Annotated in this window: 20 protein-coding genes; 11 read left to right on the top strand and 9 right to left on the bottom strand. The window is 71.9% G+C overall.

Annotated features, from left to right (window positions below; all coding sequences use genetic code 11):
• The first annotated feature begins 124 nt into the window (after positions 1 to 124).
• From DEI86_RS05770 to DEI86_RS05750, 5 genes are all read left to right on the top strand, one after another.
• On the top strand, positions 125 to 1,126 hold the full coding sequence (locus tag DEI86_RS05770) for an NAD(P)-dependent oxidoreductase (protein ID WP_111049058.1): 1,002 nt from the start codon (positions 125 to 127) through the stop codon (positions 1,124 to 1,126).
• A 118-nt stretch (positions 1,127 to 1,244) separates the two neighbouring features.
• Positions 1,245 to 1,541: a co-chaperone GroES gene (gene groES / locus DEI86_RS05765; RefSeq protein WP_111009800.1), complete on the top strand. Its 297-nt coding sequence runs from the start codon at positions 1,245 to 1,247 to the stop codon at positions 1,539 to 1,541.
• 194 nt (positions 1,542 to 1,735) lie between these two features.
• Entirely contained in the window at positions 1,736 to 2,698 is a 963-nt protein-coding gene (gene rarD, locus DEI86_RS05760; RefSeq protein ID WP_258376467.1) for an EamA family transporter RarD, read from the top strand.
• A 256-nt stretch (positions 2,699 to 2,954) separates the two neighbouring features.
• A complete protein-coding gene (locus DEI86_RS05755; RefSeq protein ID WP_111009798.1) occupies positions 2,955 to 4,295 on the top strand; it encodes an ABC transporter substrate-binding protein in 1,341 nt (446 codons plus the stop codon).
• A gap of 98 nt (positions 4,296 to 4,393) precedes the next feature.
• Entirely contained in the window at positions 4,394 to 5,194 is an 801-nt protein-coding gene (locus DEI86_RS05750; RefSeq protein WP_111012157.1) for an SDR family oxidoreductase, read from the top strand.
• Between the two features lie 152 nt (positions 5,195 to 5,346).
• Here the strand turns inward: DEI86_RS05750 and DEI86_RS05745 are convergent, their stop codons facing one another.
• Positions 5,347 to 5,634, bottom strand: coding sequence for a DUF3253 domain-containing protein (locus DEI86_RS05745; RefSeq protein WP_220037271.1), 288 nt, complete (start codon positions 5,632 to 5,634; stop codon positions 5,347 to 5,349).
• 11 nt (positions 5,635 to 5,645) lie between these two features.
• Positions 5,646 to 8,096 carry a phosphoketolase gene (locus tag DEI86_RS05740; RefSeq protein WP_111049021.1) on the bottom strand — a complete coding sequence of 817 codons (2,451 nt, stop codon included), beginning with the start codon at positions 8,094 to 8,096 and terminating at the stop codon, positions 5,646 to 5,648.
• A 163-nt stretch (positions 8,097 to 8,259) separates the two neighbouring features.
• On the opposite strand from DEI86_RS05740, the gene DEI86_RS05735 reads away from it, so the two are divergent.
• Complete coding sequence (locus tag DEI86_RS05735) at positions 8,260 to 9,270, top strand: aldo/keto reductase family protein (RefSeq protein ID WP_111009796.1); 1,011 nt, start codon at positions 8,260 to 8,262, stop codon at positions 9,268 to 9,270.
• Between the two features lie 6 nt (positions 9,271 to 9,276).
• Here the strand turns inward: DEI86_RS05735 and DEI86_RS05730 are convergent, their stop codons facing one another.
• Positions 9,277 to 9,915: a DUF1992 domain-containing protein gene (locus DEI86_RS05730; RefSeq protein WP_111009795.1), complete on the bottom strand. Its 639-nt coding sequence runs from the start codon at positions 9,913 to 9,915 to the stop codon at positions 9,277 to 9,279.
• Complete coding sequence (locus DEI86_RS05725; protein WP_111012160.1) at positions 9,912 to 11,729, bottom strand: glycoside hydrolase family 15 protein; 1,818 nt, start codon at positions 11,727 to 11,729, stop codon at positions 9,912 to 9,914. The genes DEI86_RS05730 and DEI86_RS05725 overlap by 4 nt, the downstream gene beginning before the upstream one ends.
• A 448-nt stretch (positions 11,730 to 12,177) precedes the next feature.
• On the opposite strand from DEI86_RS05725, the gene DEI86_RS05720 reads away from it, so the two are divergent.
• On the top strand, positions 12,178 to 13,344 hold the full coding sequence (locus DEI86_RS05720) for an RtcB family protein (RefSeq protein ID WP_111012161.1): 1,167 nt from the start codon (positions 12,178 to 12,180) through the stop codon (positions 13,342 to 13,344).
• A gap of 21 nt (positions 13,345 to 13,365) precedes the next feature.
• Here the strand turns inward: DEI86_RS05720 and DEI86_RS05715 are convergent, their stop codons facing one another.
• Positions 13,366 to 13,992: a TMEM175 family protein gene (locus DEI86_RS05715; protein ID WP_181434591.1), complete on the bottom strand. Its 627-nt coding sequence runs from the start codon at positions 13,990 to 13,992 to the stop codon at positions 13,366 to 13,368.
• Between the two features lie 68 nt (positions 13,993 to 14,060).
• On the opposite strand from DEI86_RS05715, the gene DEI86_RS05710 reads away from it, so the two are divergent.
• Positions 14,061 to 14,930: an SMP-30/gluconolactonase/LRE family protein gene (locus DEI86_RS05710; protein WP_111009791.1), complete on the top strand. Its 870-nt coding sequence runs from the start codon at positions 14,061 to 14,063 to the stop codon at positions 14,928 to 14,930.
• Positions 14,931 to 15,054: 124 nt separating this feature from the next.
• Entirely contained in the window at positions 15,055 to 16,149 is a 1,095-nt protein-coding gene (locus tag DEI86_RS05705; RefSeq protein ID WP_181439711.1) for an alpha/beta fold hydrolase, read from the top strand.
• Between the two features lie 28 nt (positions 16,150 to 16,177).
• Here DEI86_RS05705 and DEI86_RS05700 read toward each other — a convergent pair whose 3' ends face one another.
• The 4 genes from DEI86_RS05700 to DEI86_RS05685 form a co-directional block, all read right to left on the bottom strand.
• On the bottom strand, positions 16,178 to 17,371 hold the full coding sequence (locus DEI86_RS05700; protein WP_111049019.1) for an NAD(P)/FAD-dependent oxidoreductase: 1,194 nt from the start codon (positions 17,369 to 17,371) through the stop codon (positions 16,178 to 16,180).
• A gap of 14 nt (positions 17,372 to 17,385) precedes the next feature.
• On the bottom strand, positions 17,386 to 18,186 hold the full coding sequence (locus DEI86_RS05695) for an SDR family NAD(P)-dependent oxidoreductase (protein ID WP_111049018.1): 801 nt from the start codon (positions 18,184 to 18,186) through the stop codon (positions 17,386 to 17,388).
• 159 nt (positions 18,187 to 18,345) lie between these two features.
• Positions 18,346 to 18,870 carry a Dps family protein gene (locus tag DEI86_RS05690; protein ID WP_111009787.1) on the bottom strand — a complete coding sequence of 175 codons (525 nt, stop codon included), beginning with the start codon at positions 18,868 to 18,870 and terminating at the stop codon, positions 18,346 to 18,348.
• Positions 18,871 to 18,980: 110 nt separating this feature from the next.
• Positions 18,981 to 19,490: a MarR family winged helix-turn-helix transcriptional regulator gene (locus DEI86_RS05685; RefSeq protein ID WP_111049017.1), complete on the bottom strand. Its 510-nt coding sequence runs from the start codon at positions 19,488 to 19,490 to the stop codon at positions 18,981 to 18,983.
• Between the two features lie 217 nt (positions 19,491 to 19,707).
• Between DEI86_RS05685 and DEI86_RS05680 the strand changes: the two genes are divergently transcribed.
• Together DEI86_RS05680 and DEI86_RS05675 are read left to right on the top strand one after the other, a co-directional pair.
• Complete coding sequence (locus DEI86_RS05680; RefSeq protein ID WP_111049016.1) at positions 19,708 to 21,360, top strand: glycoside hydrolase family 13 protein; 1,653 nt, start codon at positions 19,708 to 19,710, stop codon at positions 21,358 to 21,360.
• A gap of 153 nt (positions 21,361 to 21,513) precedes the next feature.
• Positions 21,514 to 23,457: a DUF11 domain-containing protein gene (locus tag DEI86_RS05675; protein ID WP_146244870.1), complete on the top strand. Its 1,944-nt coding sequence runs from the start codon at positions 21,514 to 21,516 to the stop codon at positions 23,455 to 23,457.
• The last annotated feature ends 65 nt before the right edge of the window (positions 23,458 to 23,522 follow it).

Here is a 23,522-nt window from a genome sequence, read left to right as displayed (position 1 = left end):
GCGGGGGGACGTGACCGCCTGACGGCCGGGAGGCACGGTGCAAGCCCGCACCGTGCCTCCCGTTCGTCGTCGGTCCGGGGCCGCGGCCGCTCGCGGTCCCGCGCGGAGGAGCACGATGGAGGACATGAGCAACGTCGCCGTCATCGGAGCCACCGGTCACATCGGGAGCTTCCTCGTGCCCCGCCTCGTCCGGAGCGGACACCACGTGGTCGCCATCAGTCGCGGGCACCGCGCCCCCTACGTGGCGGACGCCGCGTGGGACGACGTGGAGCGGATCGTGCTCGACCGCGAGGGCGACCCCGAAGGGTTCCCGCGTGCGGTTGCGGACCTCGGGGCCGACGTCGTCGTCGACCTGACGAGCTTCACCGAGGACGACGCGCGGACCCTCGTCGAGGCGCTCCGTGGGCGCGCCGGGCACCTCGTGCACTGCGGCACGATCTGGGTGCACGGTCCGTCGCTCGTCGTCCCCACCTCGGAGGACGACCCGCGGGGGCCGATCGGCGAGTACGGCACGCGGAAGGCGGCGATCGAGGACCTGCTGCTCGCCGAGTCCGCCCGCGCCGACGGGCTCCCCGCCACCGTGCTCCGCGCCGGCCACATCACCGGCCCCGGGTGGCCCGTCATCACGCCGCTCGGGAACCTCGACGCGACCGTCTGGGAACGCCTCGCCGCGGGGGAGCCGCTCACCGTGCCGGACCTCGGGCTCGAGACGCTGCACCACGTGCACGCCGACGACGTCGCCCAGGCGTTCGCGCTCGCCATCGAGCGGCCGGACGTGGCCGCCGGCCGCGTCTACAACGTCGTGTCGCCGCGCGCGATGAGCGTCCGCGGGCTCGCCGAGGGCGTCGCGAGCTGGTTCGGGCGCACCGCGGACCTCCGTCCGGCCTCGTGGGACGCGTTCCGCGCGTCCACCACGCCGGAGCACGCCGACACGACGTTCGAGCACGTCCGCCGGAGCCACGCGATGAGCATCGACCGGGCCGCGACGGAGCTCGGGTACGCGCCGGGCTGGACCTCCCTGGAGGCCCTCGCCGACGCCCTCGTGTGGCTCGCGGACCACGGCCAGGTCGACCTCGGTGGCTCCGTGCCCGAGGTCGTCCGGACGCTCGCCGCCGGCCGGCGATAGGCTCTTGGCACTCGGATTGACCGAGTGCCAGACCACCCCCTACAGTTGGGGTTGGCACTGCCCCCGGGGGAGTGCCAGCCCCAGTTTTTCTTCAGTACCGAGAAAGAAGAGGTCAGCCGTGGCTGTCAGCATCAAGCCGCTCGAAGATCGCATCGTCATCCGTCAGGTCGAGGCGGAGCAGACCACTGCGTCCGGTCTCGTCATCCCGGACACGGCGAAGGAGAAGCCCCAGGAGGGCGAGGTCGTGGCCGTCGGCCCGGGTCGCATCGACGACAACGGCAACCGCGTGCCGCTCGACGTCGCGGTCGGCGACAAGGTCATCTACTCGAAGTACGGCGGAACCGAGGTCAAGTACTCGGGCGAGGACCTCCTGGTCCTGTCCGCGCGCGACGTGCTCGCCGTCGTCGTCCGCTAGGACAGCACCAGCAGCAGGACCAGCTCCAGCAGGCCCCGTCGGTTCCGACCGGCGGGGCCTGCTGCTGTCCCGGCCCGGGCACCCGGCGTCCGCACGTCAGCCTGGCGCGCGTCCCGTCGGACGACGGCGGTTCCGTCGCCCGGGAACGCGCCAGCCGGGCGACCACGGTGTCGCCGGTGCCTAGGATCGGACGCGTGCCAGCACGACCCGCGTCCGCCGAACCCCGATCGGAAGCGGCCGTCGGCGTCGTCCAGGCCCTGGCCGCGTACGGACTCTGGGGCCTCATGCCGCTGCTGTTCGTGGCCATGGCACCGGCGGGAGCCACCGAGATCGTCGCGTGGCGGATCCTCTTCGCACTGGTGTTCTGCGCCGTCCTGACGGCGGTGCTCCGCGCGTGGGGTCGCCTGGTCGCACTGCTCCGACAACCGCGGGTCATGGGCGTGATGGCGCTCGCCGCGTTCCTCATCGTCGTCAACTGGACCGTGTACGTCGTCGCCACGACCACCGGTCACACCGTCGAGGCGGCCCTGGGGTACTTCATCAACCCGCTCGTGACGATCTTCCTCGGCGTCGTGCTGCTGGGGGAACGCCTCCGCGCCGCACAGTGGGCGGCGGTGGGCATCAGCGTCGTGGCGGTGGTGATCGTGGCCGTCGGGTACGGCCGGATGCCGTGGATCTCGCTCGCCCTCGCGTTCTCGTTCGGGCTCTACGGGCTCGTCAAGAAGCGCGTGAGCGGGGTCGTCGACGCGGTCAGCGGCCTCACCATCGAGACCATGTGGCTGACCCCCGTCGCGGTGATCGGCCTCGTCGTCGTCGCCACCGCGTCCCGTGGGGGGATCACCCTCACGGCGAACGGCTGGGTGCACGCGCTCATCACCATCGCGGCTGGGCCGGCGACCGCGGTGCCGCTGCTGCTGTTCGCGTCGTCCGCACGCCGGCTCAGTCTGTCGACGCTCGGCCTGACGCAGTACCTGACCCCGGTCCTCCAGCTCGTGGTCGGCGTCTGGCTGCAGCACGAGCCGATGTCGCCGGAGCGGTGGGTCGGGTTCGCGCTGGTCTGGGTGGCGCTCGTCGTCCTGTCGACCGACGGTCTGCTCGCCGGGCGCCGAGCCCGGCGCCCCGTCAGCGACCCTGTCCGCGTCGACCCCGTGGTCTGAGCGCGTCGACAGGCTGACGCTGCGACGGGCCTCCGGGCCGAGCGCGAGCAGCGCCGGCACTGTGCACCCGCTGGGTCCGCATCGCCGTTCCCGTTCGTTCCCACAGGTTCGGTCACGGTTCAGCAACGAAACACCACCCTGACGAGACCGCCACACGGCCGAAACAATCGAACCCTACGTTTGCTCGCATCCCAGCGGACGCACAGCTGCTCGACGATCGAAGCGGTCGCGGCCGCTCAGAGAAAGGGCATCACGGATGATCAGAACCAGCAGCGCCGCCAAGGCGTTCGCGATCGCGGGAGCAGCCGCCATCCTGCTCGCCGCGTGTTCGACGGAGAGCGCCGGCAGTGGTGGCGCATCCGGTGCGGCGTCGGCATCGTCGTCGTCGGGCAAGGACCCGGCGGCAAGCTGCAAGGCGCCGTCGAAGCCCAGCCAGGACGCGCTGGAGTACGGCACGCTGCTGCCCCTGACCGGCAGCCTCGCCTACCTCGGGCCGCCCGCCATCGCCGGTGCAGGACTCGCGATCGATGACATCAACGCCGCTGGCGGTGTCATCGGCAAGGACGTGAAGATCTCGACCGCCACCGACTCGGGTGACAGCACCGACATGACGGTGTCGTCGTCCGCGGCCCAGAAGCTCATCGCGGCCAAGGTCCCCGTGGTCCTCGGCGCCGAGTCGTCATCCGTGACCCTGAACGTGGTCGACCAGATCACGAGCAACTGCACGATCGAGATCTCGCCGGCGAACACGGCGACCGACCTGTCCGGCTACTCGTCGTACTACTACCGGACCGCGCCGCCGGACACCGTCCAGGGGTCCGCGCTCGGACAGCTCGTCGTCGGCGACGGCAACGCCAAGATCGCGTTCCTCGTCTTCAACGACGCCTACGGCACCGGCCTGCGGAACACCGTGCAGAAGGCCGTCGAGGCCGCGGGCGGCAGCGTGGTCTACGGCGGGAAGGGCAAGGGGCAGGAGTTCCCGCCCGGACAGACGACGTTCTCGTCCGAGGTGACCGCCGCGCTGGCCGCCAAGCCGGACGCGATCGTCATCCTCTCGTTCGACGAGACGAAGTCGATCGTGCCCGAGCTCGTCTCGCAGGGCTGGGACATGTCGAAGACCTACATGTCCGATGGCAACACCGCGGACTACTCGAAGGACTTCGACCCGAAGACGCTCCTCAACGGTCAGGGCACGATCCCCGGTTCGGACCCGAAGGCCGCGTTCAAGACGAAGTTGACGACGTGGTACAAGACGAACGAGGGCAAGGACCTCCACGACTTCGCCTACGCCGCCGAGTCGTACGACGCCATGGTGCTCACCGCGCTCGCGGCAGAGGAGGGCAAGGGCACCGACGCCGGTACCATCCAGGCGCACATGGCCTCGGTCTCCGGTGCCAAGGGCGGGACGAAGTGCTCGACCTTCGCCGACTGCAAGAAGCTCGTCGACGCCGGCACGAAGATCCAGTACACCGGACCGTCCGGCGTCGGGCCGTTCAACGCCGACAACGACCCATCGAGCGCCTACATCGGCATCTACAAGTACGACCAGGACAACAAGCCGGTCTACCAGAGCGCCATCCAGGGCTCGACCAAGTAGGTCACGTCCGTCTGATCGCAGGGCGGTCCCGGGGCACCGGGGCCGCCCTGCGTCGTCGCTGGATGCACGGTCCGGCGGCTGGGGGTACCGTCCGCGGCATGAGTGACTTCCAGCCCACCACCGCCATCGTCACCGGAGCCGAGTCGGGGATCGGGAGGGCCACCGCGGTGGCGCTCGCCGAGGCCGGGATGGACGTCGGCATCACGTACCTCGAGGACCTCCGCGGCGCGGAGGACACCGCCGCCGAGGTCCGCGCCCACGGACGCCGCGCGGTCGTCATGCAGATCGACGTGACGGACCTGCAGCGCTGCGGGCAGGTCATCGACCGACTCGCGGAGGAACTCGGCGGCGTGGACGTGTTCGTCAACGATGCCGGCACCGGCGACAACGCACCGTTCCTCGAGATGACCCTCGACCAGTGGCGGCACACCGTCGCGACGGACCTCGACGGCGCCTTCGTGTGCATCCAGCACGCGGCCCGACGCATGGTCGAGGCCGGTCGTGGCGGTCGCATCATCGGCATCACGAGCGTGCACGAGCACCAGCCACGCGTCGGGTCCGCCGCGTACGACGCCGCGAAGCACGGCCTCGGAGGCCTGCTCAAGACGGTGGCGCTCGAGCTCGGGCGACACGGGATCACCGTGAACGCCGTGGCGCCCGGCGAGATCGCGACGCAGATGACGGGCAACGAGGACACCGACCCGCACCCCATCGACCGGCCGGGGGTCCCGCTCGGACGCCCCGGGGATGCGCGCGAGATCGCCGCGGTCGTCGCGTTCCTGGCGTCGCCGCTCGCGTCGTACGTGACCGGCGCCTCGTACGCGGTGGACGGGGGCATGCTCCAGATGGGGCCGCAGGCCGGGTCGCACCTGCAGTCGGACGACTGGCGTCAGGCCTGAGTCGCCTCCGCACTGGGCGGCGGAGCCGGCCTGCTGTCGGCGCGCGCCGCCCGTGCGGCCTCACGCTGCGGACGTCGACGGGATCGATCACGGCGGTTCCTCCGACTCGCCGCGGATCGATCGCCGAAGGAGGGCGATGGGGAGGAACGGCGTCAGCGCGGCCGGCGGATCCGGATCGGACCGTGGATGTGGTCGGGATCGATCACGGACCCGCGCTGGGTGATCTCGACCTCCCCGCGCGCGACCATGCGGCGCGCGGCCTGCCGCGTCGGCTCCATCAGGCTGCGCCAGTCATCGCCGCCGAGTGCCCGTGCCGCCTCCGACGGGCAGGTGCTCGACGTGGCGGCGCGCGTGTCGAGCAGACGGGCGATCGTCGCCTCGAGGGCGTGATCGGTGTCGGTCAGGACGCCGTCCCCGGCGGTCCGCTGGTCGTCACCCACGACTGCACGCCTCAGTGGTTGTCGTCCGACGAGTCCGCACCCTGCTGCACCCCGCCGGCGACGCCCTGACGGTGTCCGTCGGGGTCGTCCTGCGGCCAGCCGTTGAACTGCCAGCCGGCGACCGCCGGGTGGTCCTCACCGCGCTCGTAGGCGAACCGACGTGCCGCGTCCCGGGCCTCCTGGCAGGCCTGCACGAGACCCGCGTACCGGTCGGCGTCCACGTGGGACAGGGCGTCGGCGGCGAGCGCGAAGCGGTCCATGTCGTTGAGCATGACCATGTCGAACGGCGAGGTGGTGGTGCCGCGCTCCATGTAGCCGTGCACGTGCATGTCGTCGTGGCCGTGCCGGTTGTACGTCATCTGGTGGACGAGTGCGGGGTAGCCGTGGAACGCGAAGACCACGGGCGTGCCGGGCAGGAACAGGGCGTCGTAGTCGTCGTCGCTGATCGGGTGCTCGTGGTTCCGCGGGTCCCCGAGCGCGAGGAGGTCCACGACGTTCACCATGCGGATCGCGACCTCGGGCGCGTTCGCTCGGATGAGGTCGATCGCGGCGATGGTCTCGAGTGTCGGGACGTCACCGGCGGAGGCCATGACGAGGTTCGGCGTGGCGCCCTCCGCGACGGTGCCCGCCCAGTGCCAGACCCCGACGCCGGCGGCGACGTGCGCGACGGCCTCGTCGATCGGGAGCCAGTCGGGCTCGAGGTTCTTGCCCGCGACGATCACCTCGACGCGCTCGGTGGTCTCGAACGCGTGTCGGGCGACGGCGAGCAGCGAGTTCGCGTCCGGCGGGAACTTGACGCGGACGAGGTCCTGCTGCTTCGAGGCGACGACGTCGAGGAACCCGGGGTCCTGGTGTGAGAACCCGTTGTGGTCCTGCCGCCACACGTGCGAGGACAGCAGGATCGTCAGGTTCGAGACCGGGACACGCCAGTCGATGTCCGCGGAGGACTCGAGCCACTTGAGGTACTGGCCGACCATCGAGTCGATGATGTGCGCGAAGGCCTCGTACGTGTTGAACATGCCGTGCCGGCCGGTGAGCACGTACCCCTCGAGCAGCCCCTCGAGCGTGTGCTCGGACAGGACCTCGGTCACCCGGCCCTCGAGGGCGAGGTGCGCGTCGTCCGGTTCGAGCTCGGCGCGCCAGACGCGGTCCGTCGTCTCGAACACCGCGTCGAGCTTGTTCGAGATCGTCTCGTCCGGGCCGAACAGCCGGAAGTTCGACGGGTTGCGGCGGATGAGGTCCCGGAGCCACGGACCGAGCGCCCCGGTGGCGGACGTGTTGGTCGTGCGGTCGTCGGGGACGTCCACCGCGTAGGGCTCGAGGTCCGGCAGGTCGAGCGCCACCCGGAGCCGGCCGCCGTTCGCGTGGGGGGTCGCGCTCATGCGCTTGTCGCCCTCGGGGCGGATCGTGCCGAGGATCCCGATGGGCTGGCCCTGCTCGTCGAACAGTTCCTCGGGGCGGTAGGAGCGCATCCACTCCTCGAGCTGCCGGCGGTGGTCGTCGGAGTCGCGGACGCCCGGCAGTGGGACCTGGTGCGCACGGAAGGTGCCCTCGACCCGCTGGCCGTCGACCTCCTTCGGCCCCGTCCAGCCCTTCGGCGTCCGGAGGACGATGAGGGGCCACCGCGGGCGCTCGGTGCCCGAGCCACCGCGTGCGGCGGCCTGGAGGTCCTCGATCTGCCCGAAGGCACGTCGCAGAGCGGCGTCGAACAGGGCGTGCACCGCGAACGGGTCGTCGTCGACCCGTGCCGAGTCGACGATGATCGGCGCGTACCCGAGCCCGCGGAAGAAGGCGACGAGGTCCTCTTCCGGGATCCGAGCGAGCACGGTCGGGTTGGCGATCTTGTAGCCGTTGAGGTTGAGGATCGGCAGGACCGCGCCGTCCTTGACCGGGTCGAGGAAGGTGTGTGCCTGCCAGGACGCCGCGAGCGGACCCGTCTCGGCCTCACCGTCGCCGATCACGCAGGCGACCACGAGGTCGGGGTTGTCCAGGGCCGCGCCGTAGGCGTGCGACAGCGAGTAGCCGAGCTCCCCACCCTCGTTGATCGAGCCGGGCGTCTCCGGGGCCGCGTGGGACGGGATGCCGCCCGGGAACGAGAACTGCTTGAAGAACTGCCGGAGACCGTCGACGTCCGGTGTGATGCCGGGGTAGAGCTCGCTCCACGTGCCGTCGAGCCACGCGTTCGCGTCCATCGCCGGACCGCCGTGCCCGGGCCCGCACACGTACAGCACGTCGTGTCCGCGCTCGCTGATGAGCGCGTTGAGGTGTGCGTACACGAGGCTCAGCGCGGGCGAGGTGCCCCAGTGCCCGAGCAGCCGGGGCTTGATGTCCTCGCGGCGGAGCGGGCGGGTGAGCAGCGGGTCGTCGAGCAGGTAGATCTGCCCGACGGTGAGGTAGTTCGCGGCGCGCCACCACGCGTCGATCGCGAGGAGCCGGTCAGAGGTCGAGGCGCTGTGCGACATGGCCCCCACCGTAGGCGCGCTCGAGCGTCACCGTCCACAGGACCGGACGCACGTGCACAGGTCGCCCCCGTCCACAGGACCGGAGACGCCGGTGCGCGCGGTCCCGGGTCGGGACTACCGTCGACCCCGGCGCCGCACCGACGCGGCCCGGGAGGAACGACACATGGAACACCGCTACCTCGGCGACTCGGGACTCAAGGTCTCGGAGATCACCTACGGCAACTGGCTCACCCACGCATCGCAGGTCGAGAACGACGCGGCCATCGCCTGCGTGCGGGCGGCACTCGACGTGGGCATCTCGACCTTCGACACCGCGGACGTGTACGCGAACACGGGTGCCGAGACCGTCCTCGGCGAGGCCCTGAAGGGCGAGCGGCGGCAGTCCCTCGAGATCGCCACGAAGGTCTTCGGGCCGACCGGGCCCAAGGGACACAACGACACCGGTCTGTCGCGCAAGCACATCCTCGAGTCGATCGACGGTTCGCTGCAGCGGCTCCAGACCGACTACGTCGACCTGTACCAGGCGCACCGCTTCGACCACGAGACCCCGCTCGAGGAGACCATGCAGGCCTTCGCGGACATCGTCCGGCAGGGCAAGGTCCTGTACATCGGCGTCTCCGAGTGGACGTCCGAGCAGATCGAGAAGGGCCACGCGCTCGCGAAGCAGCTCGGGGTCCAGCTCATCTCGAACCAGCCGCAGTACTCGATGCTCTGGCGCGTGATCGAGGGCGAGGTCGTCCCCACGTCGGAGCAGCTCGGCATCTCGCAGATCGTCTGGTCGCCCATCGCCCAGGGTGTCCTGACGGGCAAGTACCAGCCGGGCCAGCCGCTCCCCGAGGGATCGCGGGCGACGGACGAGAAGGGCGGCGCGCAGATGATCTCGCGCTGGATGCGCGACGACGTGCTCGAGCGGGTACAGCAGTTGCAGCCGATCGCGCAGGAGCTGAGCCTGTCCATGGCGCAGCTCGCCGTGGCGTGGACCCTGCAGAACGACAACGTCGCGTCCGCCATCATCGGGGCGTCCCGTCCCGAGCAGGTGCACGACAACGCCGGCGCGGCCGGTGTCCGGATCCCGGCAGAAGCCCTCGCCCGCATCGACGAGGTCCTCGGCGACGTCGTCGAGCGCGACCCGGCGAAGACGAACGACAGCTCGCCGAAGACGCGCGAGGCCTAGGAGCGGTCAGCGGCGGCGCCACCATCGACGCCGCCGCTGCCGTTCCTCCGCATCGGCGGCGGCCTGCTCGGCCGCTGCGGCGCGCTCGACCGCGTGTCGGGCCTCCCGGCGGTCGCGCCACCGCTCGATCTCGACGTCGACGTCCCGGACCGGCGTGACGACCGGCGGGCCGCCCATGAGCTGCCGCCGTGCCTCGACGACCCGCGCGTCGAAGTCCTCGACGATCTCGCGGACGCGTCGCTCGCTCGACTCCTCGTCGAGCCGGGCGTCGAGTTCCGCGTCCTCCTTCCGGAGGGCGAGCGCCGGCGGTCCGAGGCCGGTCAGCTCCTCGCGTTCGACGTAGCGCCGGATCCACCAGTCGGGGTCGTGCCGGCCGTCGTTGTCCGGCAGGGGCTTGCCGCGCAGCGGGTTGTGCTCGAACACCCCACGTTCGTCACCCTCCTCGATGAGCGCGTTGGCGTGCGCGACCATGTCCCGGGCACCCCGGAGCCGTCGCTCGGCACGGACCTCGTCGGGGTCGAGTGATCGCGATGCGGGCGTGCCCGATGCCTCCGTCTCGCGCGCCTGCTCCTCGGCGTACTGCGCGAACCGGTACCGGGCCGCTTTCCGCAGCCGGTCCATCCGGGCGTCGGGGTCGTTCGTCATCCTTCCCGGGCCATCTCCTCGATCGTGATCGCCGCGTTGATGAGCGCGAGGTGGGACAGGCCCTGCGGCAGGTTCCCCATGAACTCCCCGGTGTCGGCGCTGATCATCTCGGCGAACAGCCCGACGTCGTTCCCCTGCGCGACCATGTCGTCCATGAGCGCCCTGGCTTCGTCGTCACGTCCCACGCAGGCCAACGCCGACGCGAGCCAGAACGAGCAGGCCACGAACGGCGACTCCTCGTCCTCGAGCCCGGAGTAGCGGTAGACGAGCGGTCCGACCGACAGCTGCTCCCGGATCGCGTCGATCGTCGCGGACATCCGCGGTCCCCGGTCGAACGACGACGAGGCGTGCAGCAGGATCGACGCGTCGAGGGCATCGGTGTCGGGGTGCATGACGTAGTGGCCGAGTTCCTCGTTCCAGCCGTGCTCAGCCACCCACTGCTCGATGAGCTCGCGGTTCTCCACCCACTTGTCGCGCGGGCCGCCGATCTGGCCCTTGTCGTGCAGTTCGATCGCCGCGTCGAGTGCCTGCCAGCAGCCGATCTTGCTCGTCGTGTAGTGGTGGGCCTCCTGGAGCTCCCACATCCCGGAGTCCTCCTCGACCCACTTGTGGCAGGCCTCGTCCGCGAGCCGCTCGAGCACGTGCGCCGTCTGCCGGTCGAGGACGTTCCCCTGCGCGACGTACTGCCGCATGATGTCGAACACGTCACCCCAGACGCCGAGCTGGAGCTGGTCCGCTGCACGGTTGCCCTCGGTCACCGGACCGATGCCGCGCCAGCCGGGCACGTCACGTTCCACGACGCCGTCCGACCGCGCGCCGGAGAGCCGGTAGAAGATCGGCATGCCGTCGCCGTTGTCCGCGATGGTCCGCATGAGCCACGAGACGGCGGCGTGCGTCTCCTCGCGGAGCCCGAACCGCGTCAGCGCGCGGACCGAGTAGGCGAGGTCGCGCACCCAGGCGAACCGGTAGTCCCAGTTCTTGTCGCCGTGCTCGTCCTCGGGCAGCGACGTGGTGGCCGCGGCTGCGATCGACCCCGTCGGCGCGAAGATGAGCAGCTTGAGCGCGAGGGCACTGCGGTGCACGGCGTCCGCCCAGGGGCCGTCGTACGCGAACTCCTTCGACCAGGTCTCCCAGTTGCGGATGGTGCGGTCGACACCGCGCATCGTCTCGTGCGGGTCCGGGATGAACAGCGGCTCGTCGAGCGTCCCGATGACCGACAGGATCGACCTCGAGCCCTCGGACGTCCGGAACCGTCCGGAGAACCGCGGGCCGTCCTCGTGCACGGGCTCGAACCCGAGCTCGACGATGGCGATGCTCACGCCGTCCACCGCCACGATCGAGCCGTTCACCGTGTCGAGTCGTTCCGGTCGGGCCTGCCCGAGGAGCGTGCCCGGCTGGACCGCCCACTCGAACTCGACCGCCCCGCGGACGCCCTGCACGCAGCGCCCGAGTTGGGCCCAGGGCAGTCGTCCGGCCACGCCGGTGGCCATGGCGTCCGTGACCGTGGCCTCGCCGTCGGCGGTGGTCCACGTCGTGCAGAGCACGTTCGTGCCGGGCAGATAGCGGCGCTCCATGTGCGCCGGGCCGGTCGGCTTCAACGCGATGTGCCCGCCGTGCTCGGCATCGAGGATGCTCGCGAAGGGAGCGGGGGAGTCCATGGACGGCACCGGCAACCAGTCGATGCGGCCGTCGCGCCCGACGAGCGCCACGGTGCGGCCGTCGCCGATGGCCGCGTAGGAGCGGAGGGGGGCGTAGCCGTCGGTGCGTTCGGCGTTGTCGGAGGAGTCCGGGGTGTCCGGAGTGCGCTCGGGCATCCTCCTACTCTGCTCCCCTCGACTGCGAGCAGTCCGGCTGCCGTTCCCACCTCCGGTCCACGTGCGCACACCGACCGGTGCGACCCGCGCCGGGGCCTCCCGGGCGTGTCGCGCTTGTGCAGCTCGGGCGTGTCGCACTATGGTCGGTGCTCCGTGCCCGCCCTGGGCACCCGACTGGAGGACCGCCGTGCGCGTCGAACAGCAGCCCCGGAAGCGGAACGAGCAGCAGCTCGTGCCGCTCACGTGGCGTGCGCTCGAGCAGCGGCCCACCAGCAGCTATCCCGTGTAGGCACGGTCGTCCTCCGACGCCCGTGCCCACCCGGCCCAGGGCGTCTTGCGCACCCGTCTCCCGTCGACCACATCGGTCACCGACCATCGTGTCGGTCGGGAGGGACGGTGCCGGTCCGCCCCGGACCGTCACCATCCCGATCCGACGGAAGGCGGAACGATGCAGAAGATCAACGACCGATTGCTCTCGTGGGCGAGTCTCCTCGAGGAGACGACCGAGCAGCAGGCACGGACCACGGCCGCGATGCCCTTCGTGTTCCCGCACGTGGCGCTCATGCCCGACGCGCACCTGGGGCTCGGCGCGACCGTGGGCTCCGTCATCCCGACGCTCCGCGCGGTCATGCCCGCCGCCGTCGGCGTGGACATCGGCTGCGGCATGATCGCCGTCCGGACCCAGTTCGACCGCGCCGACCTGCCGACCGACCTGCGCCCGCTCCGCGAGCAGATCGAGCGGGCGGTCCCGCTGTCGGCCGGGGCCGCGAACCGGAAGGTCGTCGCGACGGCCGCGCCCCGCATCGCGGAGCTCGAGGCGCTCGCCGACGCCGCGGGGTTCGACCCGGCGCGAGCCCTCGGCGGATGGCGCGAGCAGCTCGGCACGCTCGGGAGCGGCAACCACTTCATCGAGGTGAGCGTCGACGAGACCGACCGCGTCTGGCTGTTCCTGCACTCGGGCAGCCGGGGTGTCGGGAACAAGATCGCCCAGCGGCACATCGCGGTCGCGAAGCGGCTCATGGAGCGCTGGTGGATCCAGCTGCCCGATGCCGACCTCGCGTACCTGGTCGAGGGGACGCCGGAGTTCGACCGGTACATCGCCGAGCTCCGGTGGGCGCAGCACTACGCCCTGCTCAACCGCGAGGAGATGATGGACCGCGTCGTCCGCCAGCTCAGCGAGGTCATGGGGGTGCTGGTGGACGAGCAGGAGCGCATCAACTGCCACCACAACTTCACGCAGCAGGAGCGGCACTGGGGCAAGGACGTGTGGGTGTCGCGGAAGGGTGCGATCTCGGCGCGCGAGGGGCAGCTCGGACTCGTGCCGGGGTCCATGGGCACGGCCTCGTACGTGGTCGAGGGGCGCGGCAACGCGCAGTCGCTCGCGTCGTCACCGCACGGAGCCGGGAGGTCCTACTCGCGCTCCGCGGCTCGGCGCACCTTCACGCACGAGCAGCTCCGCGCGGCGATGGCGGGGATCGAGTTCCGGGACACGGATGCGTTCCTCGACGAGATCCCGGCGGCCTACAAGCCGATCGACCAGGTGATGGCGGACGCCGCCGACCTCGTGACGATCCGTCACACGCTGCGGCAGCTCGTCAACGTCAAGGGCGACTGACGCCCCGGGCGCCGCGCCGGGTCACCCCGGCGTGGCGCTCGTCCAGCGTCGGCGGAGCACCCGCTCGACCGGCCCGGAGGCGAACAGCAGCAGGAGCGCGAAGAAGTTGACGGCGGGCACGAGGCTCCCCACCACGGCGGCCAGGAGCAACAGGCCGGCGCTCACGGCCGAGCCGAGGAGCTGCTGGCGGGCGGCGGTGCGCTCGCGGTCGGTCAGGTCATCGCGGCGGAGGAACGCCCGCGCGATCCCGGCGAGCGCCGCGGTGGCGAGCACGAGCGTGCCGACGTAGAGCTCCACGGTGAGGGGGCTCGGCCGGTACGCGGTGATGATCGCCGTCGGCAGGGGCAGCGCGACGATCGCGAACGTCCACACGAGGTTCCACCGCACGACCGCTCGGCTCAGGCGTGTGACGGTGCGGAACAGTTCGTGGTGGGACCACCAGAACCGCGCGATGACCGCGAAGCTGAGCACGAACCCGCCGAACTGCGGCACGTGCTCGCGGAGCAGCGCGCCGACGTCGCCGTCCCGGTGCGCGGCCTCGGGCACGATGTCGACGAGCGGCAGCACGAGCAGCGTGATCGCGATCGCCGCGACCGCGTCGGTGAACACCACGAGTCGCTCGGTCTCCGACTCGCGCTGCGCATCCACGGGATGAGTATGGAGCACGCGTCACGTCCGGGGTGCGTCCTCAGCGCGGCCCGGGTAGACCGGGGTGCATGTCCACCGCCACGACCGGTCCCGTCCGCGTGTTCACCGATGCGAAGGCAGCGCTCGTCGAGAGCATCGTCTGGGACCCGGACGGCCAGCGCCTGCACTGGACCGACATCCCGCTCGGCACCCTGCACACCGCGACCGCGGACGGCGTCGTGGTGTCCTCGGTCCCGCTGCCGCCGCCGCTCGCGTCGTTCCAGCCCCGTGCCTCCGGGGGGTTCGTCGCGGCGCTCGGGGACCGCGTGGTCCTGACCGACGCCGACGGTGCGATCGACCGTGAGCTCGCGACCGTCGAGCACGCCAAACCGGACATGCGGTTCAACGAGGGCAAATGCGATCCCTTCGGCCGGTTCCTCGTGGGGAGCATGGACCTCCAGGGCGACGGCGACGCGGCCCTCTACGCGATCGACCCGGACGGCACCGTGCGCGTGCTCCGAGGCGGGTTCGGCACGACGAACGGGATGGAGTGGTCGCCGGACGGCAGCGTCATGTACGTCACGGACACCGCGGTCTCCACGATCTTCCGCGGCTCCTACGGGCCGGACGGCGAACTCGGCGACCTGGAGCCCTTCGTCAGTGGTGCCGCGCACGACGGCCTGGTGCGCGACGACGAGGGCTGCTTCTGGGGCGCGATCTACGGCGAGGGGCGCGTGGAGCGCTACTCGCCCGACGGCGAACGCCTGGAGGTCGTCGACCTGCCCGCCCCGAACGTCACCTCGGTCGCGTTCGGGGGCGTGGACATGAGCACGCTGTTCATCGGCACCGCGCGCGAGAACCTCACGGAGGAGCAGCTCGAGCAGGCGCCGCTCTCCGGCGCCGTCCTCGCGGTGCCGACGCGGGTGCACGGGATCCCGGCCCACCGCTTCGCGGGCTGACCGCGCAGGGTGGCGGGAGGGACGGGACGGCCGCATCCCGCGCCTCCCGGCCCGTCGCGCCACCCGTTCGGGGGTGCGGCCGTTATCGTCGGTCATCCGCCCGAGCGAGCACCCGGAGGTCCACGTGTCCGACGCCCTGCCGAACGCCACCGTCACCGTCAGTCGCGTCCCGGTCGACGGCACCACCGTCCGCGTGAGCACGATCGGCGCCCCCGGGGACCGTGCGTTCGTGCTCGTCGCGGGCCTCGGCGTCGCGGCGACCCACCGCGAGCGGCTCGCCTCGAACCTCAACGCGTTCGGCCCGGTGCATGCCCTCGACCTGCCCGGGTTCGCCGGGGTCCGACGGTTCCGCGGGACCGTCTCGATCGAGCGGTACGCCGACGCGGTCGAGGCCGTCATCGACGCGCTCGGGCTCGTCGACCCGGTCCTCGTCGGGCACTCGATGGGGGCGCAGGTCGTCACGGAGGTGGCGGCCCGCCGGCCCGACCTCGGCGACGTCGTCCTGATCAGCCCGGTCGTCGACAGCGCTGCGCGCACGGTGAGCGAGTCGATGGTGCGGTTCGCCCGCTCGGTCGTCCACGAGCCGGCCGCGATCCGCTGGCACGCCCTCACCGCGTACGCGTTGTGCGGCTGGCACTGGTTCCGGGCGGTCCTGCCCCGCATGCTCGCGTACCCGATCGAGCGTCGGGCGGACGCCGTGCAGGCCCGGGTGCTCGTCGTCCGCGGTGAGCACGACGCCCTCGTCCCGCGCGACTGGGTGCGGCGGCTCGGGCGCGTGTTCCCGTACGCGGTCCTCCGTGAGGTCACGGGCGGCGCCCACGCCGTCGTGCACGCGCAGGCGGACGTCGTCGCGGCGCTCGCCGTGGCGCACGTGCGCGGGGACCTGCCGGACCGCGGCGTGGCGTCGCTCACCGCGGTGGCGGACACGACGACGAGGTCGGACCTCGACCGACTGCGCCCTGCGGAGGCGTGGCACGTCCTCGTCGCGCGCCTCCGTGAACTCGTCGGCATGGTCCGCGGGGACGACCTGGTCGCGGCCGGGAAGACCGAGCACGCTCGCGCCACCGTCCACGACGACGAACCGGTCGGCGACGCCGAGCAGGTGATCGCGGACGGCGAGCTCGCCGCGGGGTCGGAGGACGGCGCCGAGCGCCGCGCCGACGGCGACGAGCGGTCGACGCCGGTCCGTGGGCCCGAGCGCGTCGAGGACGCGGCCTGAGCGACGGACGGAGGCTGGGCCTCCCGGCTCAGCCCCCGGTGGGGATCCGGCCCGGCAGCATGTCGGGGGTGAGCGCTTCCGCCTCGGCGAGCACCTGGCGCGCCGCGTCACGCTGCCCCTGCACGTTCCACAGGAGCACGCCGCGGGTCACGTCCCCGTCGAGGTAGTACACGACGCCCTGTTCGAGCGGGGCCGCCCAGTCCTCGACCGTGCGGAGCGTCGCCTGGACGCGGCCGACGGCCTCGTACCCGATGTCGAACACGTTCGAGTAGTAGTAGGGCGTGTGGGTGTACGGCTCGTCGGCACCCGCGAGGTTCCGGCCCGCCTGCCGGCCCTGTTCCTGCGCGTTGTCGACGTGCTCGACGCGGCGGCGGCCGAGCACCAGGTCCGGGTACTCGGCCACGTCGCCAGCGGCGAAGACGTCCGGGTCCTCCGTCACGAGCGTCGCCGAGACGACGATGCCGTCGTCGACCGGGAGGCCCGCATCCCGTGCCAGGTCGACGTTCGGCGTGATCCCGAGCCCGGAGACGACCGCGTCGGCGCGGAGCTCGCGGCCGTCGTCGAGCGTGACGATCACGCCGTCGTCGGTCCCGCGCCCGTCGGTGACCTTGCGGCCGCCGACGAGATCGACACCGGCGTCGCGGTACCGGCGCTCGAACGCCGCCGCCAGGTCCGCCGGGAACATGGAGCCGCCGAGCACGTCGTCGGGGTGCACGAGCGTCACGGTCGCGCCGTTCTGCACGAGCGCCGCGGCGAGTTCCGTGCCGATGTACGAGCCGCCGACGACGATGACGTGGGCGTGCTGGTCCGCGAACCCCCGCAGTCGTCGGTAGTCCTCGGCGCTCCGGTAGTCGATCACGCGATCGTCGTGCTCGATCGGCAGCGGCGTGGGTGTTCCGCCGGTCGCGATGAGCAGCCGCTCGTACCCGAACCGCTGTCCGTCATCGGTCGTCACCGACTTCGCCGTACGGTCGATCGCGACCACCGTCGTGCGCAGGTGGATCTCGGCGCCGGTCGCGTCGGCCGTGTGCAGGTCGACCTTGTCCCAGCTGAAGTCCGGATCGGTCCAGAGTTTCTTCGACAGCGCGGGGCGGGCGTAGGGGGTGTCCACGTCGGTGCTGAGGATGCCGATCGAGCCCTGCTCGTCGATCTCGCGGATGCCCTTGGCGGCGGCGTCGGCGACCATGCCCCCGCCGATCACGAGGTAGCGGTGGTCGGTCATCGTGTGTCTCCCGGTCAGATGGTGGCGACCGAGCCGGCGTCGACCCGGTAGTTGGACCCGTTCACGAACGAGGCGCGGTCGCTGCAGAGGAACGCGATGACGCTCGCGACCTCGTCGGGCTCGCCGCGGCGGTGCAGCTCGAGGTAGGGGCGCTCCTCGTCGAGGAACGACTCGATGGCCTCGTCGAAGCCCTGGCCCGTCTGCTCGGCCCGCTTCGTCATCATGGCGTCCGTCATCGGGGTGTGGATGAAGGCAGGGGAGACCGTGTTGACGAGCAGCCCCTCCTTCGCGTAGCTCCGGGACAGTCCCTTGGCGAACGAGAGCACGCCGGCCTTCGCCGCGCAGTACGGCAGCTCGTCGTCGTAGGGCTGGAGGGCGTCCTCGCTCGTCACGTAGACGATCCGGCCCCAGCCACCGTCGCGCAGGTCACCGATGAACTCGCGCGTGATCCGCACCGGGCCCATGAGATCGATGTCGATGGTCGACAGCCAACCCTGCTCGTCGATCTCGTGGAACATGCCCTGGGCGCCCGTGACCCCCGAGGACTGCACGAGGATGTCGATCACGCCGACGGACTCGCGGACCTGGTCGTGGAGGCGGGTGAGGCTCGCGCTGTCGGTGACGTCCGCGGCGAACGCGTAGAGCCGGCCCGGGTGGGCCTCGAGCTTCGCGGCCGAGTCGTCGAGGGCGGCCTGGTCGAGGTCGGTGATCACGACGGTGGCGCCCTCGCTGAGCAGGAGCTTGGCCGTCTGCCAGCCGATGCCGGAGTCCGCGCCGAAGACGAGCGCGATGCGGCCCGAGATGCCGAGGTCCATGGGGTGGTGCTCCTGTCTGTCGTTCTGCGTGCGCGCACGACGACGGCCGCGTCGGCGGATGCCGCCGCGGCCGGTCGCCGGTGCGCCGTGGCCCGGATGGGCGGGTGGCCCGGATGGGCGAGTGACCCGGATGCGCGGGTGACCCGGAGAGGGGTCGGCTCAGCTCAGGCTGGTCGACTGCGCGCTCTCGACGCTCTCGGCGTTCGGAGCGGTCGTCGCCGCCGACAGCGTCTGCTTCGGCGTGCGGTTCTCGGCGCTGACCATCCAGGCGAGCTGCTCGAGGCGGTCGATGATCGCGTGCAGGATGTCCGCGGTCGACGGGTCTTCCTCGTCGACCTCGTCGTGCACGTCGCGCATGGTCCCCACGGCCTGGTAGAGGCGCAGGGTGATCATGTCGACGACGTCGTGGGTCGAGACCTCGCCTTCCGGGAACTCGTCGAGGCTCGAGGTGGCGCCGACGGTCTTCGAGCGACCGTCGGGCGTGGCGTAGAGGGCGCGCATGCGCTCCGCCACGGTGTCGGAGAACTCACGTGCCTCCGTGACGATCTCGTCGAGCTGGAGGTGGAGGTCCCGGAAGTTGTGTCCGAGCACGTTCCAGTGGGCCTGCTTGCCCTGGACGTGCAGGTCGATGAGGTCCACGAGGACCTTCTGGAGATTGCCGGCGAGCTTGTCCGATGCGTGCATGATGGCTCCGTTCCGAGGTTCGGTGACGGTTCCCGGTCTACCCGGTGCGGCATGGTCGACGCTCAGCCGACGTCCGGACACGCGTCCCCCGTGACCGGTCGGCTGGGCGGTCAGTCCTCGTGCGGGTCGACCATGTCGACCGCCGCACGGACGTCCTCGAGGAAGGTCATGACGACCCGGGCCTCGTCCGCCGTGATGGACTCCGCGATGTGCATCATCCGCCGGTGCATGCGACCGAGCGTCGCGCGGACCTCGGTGTCCGTGTTGGTCGTCGGGACGATGACGAGTGCACGACGGTCGGTCGGGTGCGGCTCACGCCGGACGTGGCCGCTCCTGACGAGGCGGTCGACCAGGATCGTCGTCGACGCCGACGAGATCTTGAGGTAGGCGGCGAGGTCCTTCGGGCTGATGGTGCGGTCCGCCCGCTGCGCCTGCAGCAGGAACCGGACGGCCAGGAGGTCCGTCTCGCCCATGCCCATCGCGTCACGGGTCCGGCGACGCATCGCCGTCTCGGCCCCGCGGTAGCGGCGCAGGGCGTTCAGCACGTCGACGCCCCGCTGGGTCGCATCGTCGTCGGGGTACCAGTACCCGGACGGCTCGGTGACCTCCTGCGTGCTCATGCACACCACCCTAACCTGCCTACTTGCTAGACCGGCTAGCGAACGCCGGGACGTACAGGAACCACTCGGGCGGTGGTGCGCGCAGTGGCTGGGCGTGGCGGGCAACGGCCAGCTCGCGCTCGGGATGCGGCCCTCTCTCGGGTCCGCGATCCCTCCGAGCCACCGCCGCGTAGCGTGACGGACGCACCGAACCCGCCGCGAGAGGAACGACGCTTCCGTGTCCACCCAGCCACCGGTCCCCGGGACCGACCAGCCGACCCCGTCCCTCCACGACCCGGACTGGTGGCGCCAAGCCGTCGTCTACCAGGTGTACCCACGGAGCTTCGCCGACGTCGACGGCGACGGCGTCGGTGACATCGCCGGGGTGACCGACCGGGTGCCGTACCTGCGGGAGCTCGGCGTCGACGCGATCTGGCTCAGCCCGTTCTACCCGTCCGCCCTCGCGGACGGCGGCTACGACGTGGCCGACTACCGCGACGTCGACCCGAAGCTCGGGACGCTCGCCGACTTCGACGCCCTGGTCGCGGCCGCGCACGCCGCCGGGATCCGGATCATCGTCGACGTCGTCCCGAACCACACCTCCGACCTGCACGTGTGGTTCCAGGAGGCACTCGAGTCCCCACGGGGCTCCGCCGCCCGGGCCCGCTACGTGTTCCGCGACGGCTCCGGTCCCGACGGCGCGGAGCCGCCGTCCGACTGGGTCTCGAACTTCGGCGGCTCCGCGTGGACCCGGATCGCCGACGGCCAGTGGTACCTGCACCTGTTCGCGCGGGAGCAGCCCGACCTCGACTGGTCGAACCCGGAGGTCCGCGCCGACTTCGAGCAGACGCTCCGCTTCTGGTCGGACCGCGGGGTCGACGGCTTCCGCGTCGACGTCGCGCACGCCATGGCCAAGGACCTGTCGGAGCCGTTCCGGCCGAGCGACCAGGACCACCTGCCCCTCGACGGCAGCGACCCGCTCTACGACCGCGACGAGGTGCACGAGATCCTCGGGTCCTGGCGACGGGTGCTCGACGAGTACGACCCGCCGCGGAGCGCGATCGCCGAGGCGTGGGTACCCGCCCGCCGTCGCGTGCTCTACGCCCGACCGACGGAACTCGGGCAGGCGTTCAACTTCGACCTGCTCGAGGCCCCGTTCGACCCCGAGGCCTTCCGCGCGATCATCGACGAGAACCTCGCGCAGGCGAGTCAGTCCGGGGCCTCGAGCACCTGGGTGCTGTCGAACCACGACGTCGTGCGGCACGCCACGCGGTACGGGCTCCCGGACGGTGCGGACTCGGGCGCCTGGCTCATGAGCGACGGCAGGGAGCCGGTGCTCGACCGCGACCGCGGGCTCCGTCGTGCCCGTGCCGCGTCCCTCCTCGTGCTCGCGCTGCCCGGGTCCGCGTACGTGTACCAGGGCGAGGAGCTCGGCCTCCACGAGGTCGCGGACATCCCGCGCGACCGCCTGCAGGACCCGAAGTGGGCGCGCTCGGAGCACACGGACAAGGGCCGTGACGGGTGCCGCGTGCCGATCCCGTGGAGCCGGTCCGGCTCCTCGTTCGGGTTCGGGCCGGACGGGGCACACCTGCCGCAGCCCGCCGACTTCGGGACGTGGAGCGTCGAGGCCGAGGACGGCGTCGACGGCAGCACGTTGGAGCTGTACCGCGCGGCGCTCACGTTCCGTCGGACGCACCGCGGCGGCGAGGACCTGACGTGGCTCGAGACACCGGACCGGGTGGTCGGGTTCGCGCGCGCCGACGGATGGCGCTCGGTCACGAACTTCGGCACCGACCCCGTGCCGCTGCCCGAGGGCGCCGTCGTCGTGGCGTCGTGCCCGATCGAGGACGGGCTGTTGCCGGGCGAGAGCACGGTGTGGCTCACCGCGTGAGCTGACGGCGGACCGTCCACTGCGTGCGGTGGGCGGCCCGTCGGTCCGTCGGCCCGTCGGTCCGCCGTCCACAGCCGGGAGGCCCGGGCGCGGCCTCCACAACCGGTCCGCTCCGGCCTCGGGGGAGCGACTCCGGTCCCCAGCATGGGCGGCATGACATCAGCACCACGAGCACATCCACCGACACCAGCACGACCCGGGACGCCGGGCGCCGTACCCCGCGCCGCGGCGCTGCGGCGACTGCGGCGCATCGCCTGCGGAGCCCTGGCACTCTCCGCGCTGAGCGCCGGGGCCATGCTCCCCGTGACGAGCGCCCACGCAGCCGAGCTCGCGTTCCCGTTCCACACCGACTTCGACTCGGCCGACGGCGGGACGCTGTCCGGCGACGCCGAGGCCGGGGACGGCTGGCTGCGACTCACGGACGCCGTGCGGAGCGAGGCGGGCTCCTGGGCCACCGACGACGTGTTCGCGTCGGACCTCGGGCTCGAGATCGAGTTCCGGTACGCGATGCACGGCGGCACCGGGGCGGACGGCCTGCTCATGTCGCTGTCGGACGGTGCCGTCGCGCCGGGGGTCGGGCGACCCGGCGCGGCGCTCGGGTACAGCTGCTACGACGACTCGGGCCACTACGGCACCTGCGACGTCGCGGGCATGCCCGGGGCGTTCGTCGGCGTCGGGTTCGACCTGCGCGGCAACTTCTCACGTCCGTTCAACGGGTCCGGCCCCGGTCCCCAGCCCGACCACGTCGTGCTCCGTGGCTCGGGGAACGGCACGGACGGCTACCGGTTCCTCCGCGGCGCGGTCGGCCCCGACGGTGGAGTGGGGACGCAGTCCCGGTCCGACGAACGGACGGTGCACGTCACGTTGCTGCCGGCCGCCGACGGGGTCCTCGCACTCACGGTGCGGTCCGACTCCGGACCGGGTACCCGGATGCGGACCGTGATCGACCAGGTGGCGCTCGAGGGTGACGGACAGGCGCCGCTCCCGGACACACTGCGCCTCGGGTTCACCGCCTCGACCGGGAACTCGACCAACGCCCACGAGGTCGACGACCTGACCGTGTCCATCCCGACCGACGTCGGCATCACGCAGGAGATGCCGGAGCGCGTCGTCGCGGGCACGCACGTCCGGTACACGGCGACCGCGACGAACCGGGGGCGGAACGGCTCCGCGCGCAACGACGTGGTGATCGCGACGCCGACCGAACTGCACGACGTCCGCTGGACGTGCGCCGCCACGGCCGGTGCCGCGTGCGGTGCGGGGTCCGGCGCCGGTCCGGAGATCGCCACGACGGCCGACATCGACCCGGGGGCCACGGTCACCTGGACGATCGAGGGCGACCTCGCTGCGGACGCCACGGGGCAGATCGCGAGCGCGGCACGGATCACCACGCCACCGTCGCGCGCCGACACGAACACGGCGGACAACGCGTCGACGGTCCGGGCCGCGATCGGGACCGACGCCGCGCTGCGCACCGAGAAGGCCGCCGAGCTCCTGCCCGGGGACGTCGAGCTGCTGCCCGGGGGCGTGTTCCGGTACACGATCACCGCGGTCAACGGCGGACCGTCCGACGCGCGCCGGGTCGGTGCGGTCGACGACCTGCCGGAGCCCGTGCGCTTCGTGGGGTCCGAGGACGGCTGTCGCGCCGACGGTCAGCACGTGACGTGCTCCTCGGCGGTCACGATCGCACCGGGCGAACGGCACCGGTTCCGTTTCGACGCCCAACTCGACGCCGGGTACCGCGGCGACGGCGCCGACGTCCTCAACGTCGCGATCGCCACCTCGCCCGACGACCCGGACGACGGCGACCCGTCGGACCCCGTGCCGCTGCCCGGACCGATCGGCACGATCGAACCGCCCGTCGTGACACCGACCACCCCGCCCCACGGCGGTGAGCACCCGACCGCGACGCCACGGCCCTCGGCCTCCGCGACACCGGTCGCCGTCGGAGCGCACCCGGCCCGGCTCGCCTTCACCGGAACCGTGGGCACGGCTGCTGTGGTCCTGGTCGCGGCGATCGCCGTCGTCACCGGCCTGGGCGTCCGCTCGGTCCGTCGCCGACGTGAGCTCGAGCGACAGGAGGACCCCGCGGCCTGACCGGTCGTGTCGCGCGCCGTCGGCCCGCGGGGTCGGCGGCGCGCGTTCGCGGTTCGAGCATCCTC

Source organism: Curtobacterium sp. MCBD17_028, assembly GCF_003234875.1.
Classification (GTDB): domain Bacteria; phylum Actinomycetota; class Actinomycetes; order Actinomycetales; family Microbacteriaceae; genus Curtobacterium.
Note: the sequence above shows the minus strand (reverse complement) of the source record. Positions and strands in the feature narration are given on the sequence as shown.